This is a genomic window from Planktothrix sp. FACHB-1355 (assembly GCF_014748295.1).
Lineage (GTDB): Bacteria > Cyanobacteriota > Cyanobacteriia > Cyanobacteriales > Aerosakkonemataceae > Aerosakkonema > Aerosakkonema funiforme_A.
The window spans coordinates 1-2876 of record NZ_JACJUP010000945.1; the positions used below are offsets into that span (position 1 = coordinate 1).

General features: G+C 41.9%; 2 protein-coding genes. One reads left to right on the forward strand and one right to left on the reverse strand.

What is annotated here, in order from left to right; genetic code table 11:
- The first annotated feature begins 131 nt into the window (after positions 1 to 131).
- On the forward strand, positions 132 to 497 hold the full coding sequence (locus tag H6S82_RS27330; protein WP_190467188.1) for a cupin domain-containing protein: 366 nt from the start codon (positions 132 to 134) through the stop codon (positions 495 to 497).
- Between the two features lie 6 nt (positions 498 to 503).
- On the opposite strand, the gene H6S82_RS27335 is transcribed toward H6S82_RS27330, so the two are convergent.
- Entirely contained in the window at positions 504 to 2537 is a 2034-nt protein-coding gene (locus H6S82_RS27335; RefSeq protein ID WP_190467190.1) for an ATP-binding protein, read from the reverse strand.
- Positions 2538 to 2876: the final 339 nt, after the last annotated feature.

Sequence of the window (2876 nt, forward strand, 5' to 3'; positions counted from 1 at the left end):
GAGAATTTGTTTAAGTTGAAATAAGAAATATGGGACAAGACACTAGGCTTGTTTGAAACTTCGATGGTTGCCAAAATATAATGATAATGGCTATTTTTTCCAGAATTTGTCAGCATTTTAAATAAACAACCATGCCCCAATTAATTGAAAAACCCACCCGCATTCAAGCAGCAGGAAATAAGCCCAAACTGATCGACGAGTATATCGGTCGCGCTAACAGCCAAACTGAAGCTGTCAGCATTGCCCATATGCGTTCACCTAGCGGCTGGATAGAACCGGGTCAGCGTCCGGAGTTCGACGAGTTTACGGTTGTACTCACAGGTATGCTGCGAGTGGAATACGAGGGCGGTCAGGTGGATGTTCGAGCGGGACAAGCTGTGATTGTACGTAAGGGAGAATGGGTCCGCTACAGCACCCCCACCGCAGAGGGAGCCGAATATATTGCTATCTGCTTACCAGCTTTTTCTCCCGATACGGTACATCGGGAATCTGTTTAAGATAGTTCAAGTATTTGCTGAATTCCCGTCATCTAAATATGCTGTTTTGACAGTAGCAACAGCATTTCGATCGCTTAGTGTCTGCGGTAGCACGATCGCAAATTCTGTTCCCTGTCCCGGAGCGGAAATACACTTTAACAAACCCCTGTGTTGTTCGGTGATAATCCGATAGGAAATCGATAGTCCCAAGCCAGTCCCTTTACCAACAGGTTTTGTTGTAAAAAAAGGATCGAATATACGCAACTGCAACGATTCTGGTATACCTGGGCCATTATCTGCAATCCTAATTACAATCCTCGAACTATCGATTACTTCGGTACGAATCCAAATCGTAGGTAATTGGCACTCGGCGATCGATCTTTGGGAATTTCCCCCTTGCTCTTCCACCTCTGACAAAGCATCAATAGCATTAGCAATAATGTTCATAAATACCTGATTGAGTTCTCCTGGGTAACACTCGACCGGAGGTATATCGCCATATTCTTTCAACACCTGAATTTCAGGACGACCCTGCTGTGCCCTTAGCCGATTGTTCAAAAGAACCAAAGTGTTATCGATGCCTTCGTGAATGTCTACAGCCTTCCTTTCCGCCCGATCTATACGAGAAAAATTACGTAGAGAGCAGACAATATCGCGAATGCGCTCCGCTCCTACTTTTATAGAACAGATTAGTTTGGGTAAATCTTCTCTTAAAAAATCGAAGTCGATTTCTTCTATTGCCAATTTAATTTCAGGCACAGGTTGGGGATAATGCTGTTCGTAGAGTTGCAGCAAACTTAACATATTTTGAAAATATTTATCTGCATGGTCGATATTTCGGTGGATGAAACTGACTGGGTTGTTAATTTCGTGGGCAACACCAGCAACTAGCTGACCCAAGCTAGACATTTTTTCGCTTTGAACAAGTTGGATGTGAGCCTGTTGCAGTTCTTGTAGTGTTTTCTCTAACTCTTGGGTTTGCTGTCTCAATAGTTGAGAAGTCGATTGCAACTCAGTATTCGTTCTTTGCAGACACTCTTGCGCCTTTGCCCGTTCGATCCGAACTCCCAAAATACGACAAGCAGCTAAGAGTAAATCTTTTTGCAAAGTATCCTGAAGTTGGCGCAAATTACGAGACTCTAAAGTGAGTACACCTATAACCGTACCATCTGTAGCCGGAATCGGAAAAATGCCGAGTTCACCAATTGCCGAATGACGCAATGCCGGTACTGCATTGGGATGATTGGCATAATCCTCGATAAATAATGGTTGACCTGTTTCTACCACTTGCCAAAGCAGTCCTTGACCTCTGGGTACACCTCGTTGCAAAGCTGCTTCCATTTCTGCTACTGCTGTCTTGCCATAAGCTGCTACAAATTCGGCAGATACGTAGTTGGTGAGAGTACAAGCTTGATAAGTTTCATTTAAGTCGCGAATTACTTTGACATCTCCAAAGGCACAGTTTGTAACGCAGACAAGGTAACCGAGAGCAAACTCAGCAATTTCTTGTAAGTCTGTAGAGCTTTGTAAGCGATCGGTCAAACCGAGCAAGAAAGAAAGTCGTTCGACTTCCGCATTCAACTGCTGGTGACTTGTTACATCTACCAACAACCCATTCCAGAAAATATTTCCATTCGCCTGTAACGAAGGTTGTGCATCCCACTGAATCCATTTAACTTGTCCTGATGGCAAAATAAAACGTCCTGCCCACCTCCACGATCGCAACATTCCGCCTGCTTCGGCTATAGAGTTGAAAAAATCCTCTCGGTCATCTGGATGCAGCATGGAAATGAGGGTTTCCGTATCCATTTCCATATCTGGTGACTCTATCTCAAAAAATTCCTGAAAACTGGGACTGAGGAATAGAAAACTAAGGGAACCATCTCTACGAAGTAAAAATTGATAAGTTAGCCCCGGTATATTAGCCAACAAATGCTGAGGCTTTTTTTGGCTCTGCCAGAAGGCAACTGCCCTTGAAGATACCTCTGTGATTTTTTGCTCTTGTACTTGTAATGTCTGACAAGGCTCTGAAGCGGTAATACTGACGTGTTGAAGACTCATAGATTTGCTTGGCTGGCGATAAGACTGTGCTTGTTTGGGCAATTAATTCTGTTTGCTTAGAAATTAAATTTCTCTCGTTCGGGTTTTTTAAAGAAAAATTCATCAAATCTACTTTTTTGCGAAAAATTAAACAAAAGGAACTTTGCTTGCCTCTAACTCAAATAATTCATTTGAGTTATTTCTAGTGATATCTTAATATATTAAATTTTATTTCATTTTATAGCAATACATTAAAAAGAGCAATTTTCTTCACAATTACTTTATATAATTGGTAGGAATAAATACTTGCATACTATATTTAATTACTATATTTTTATGCTCATAGGGCTCTGTCTGTCG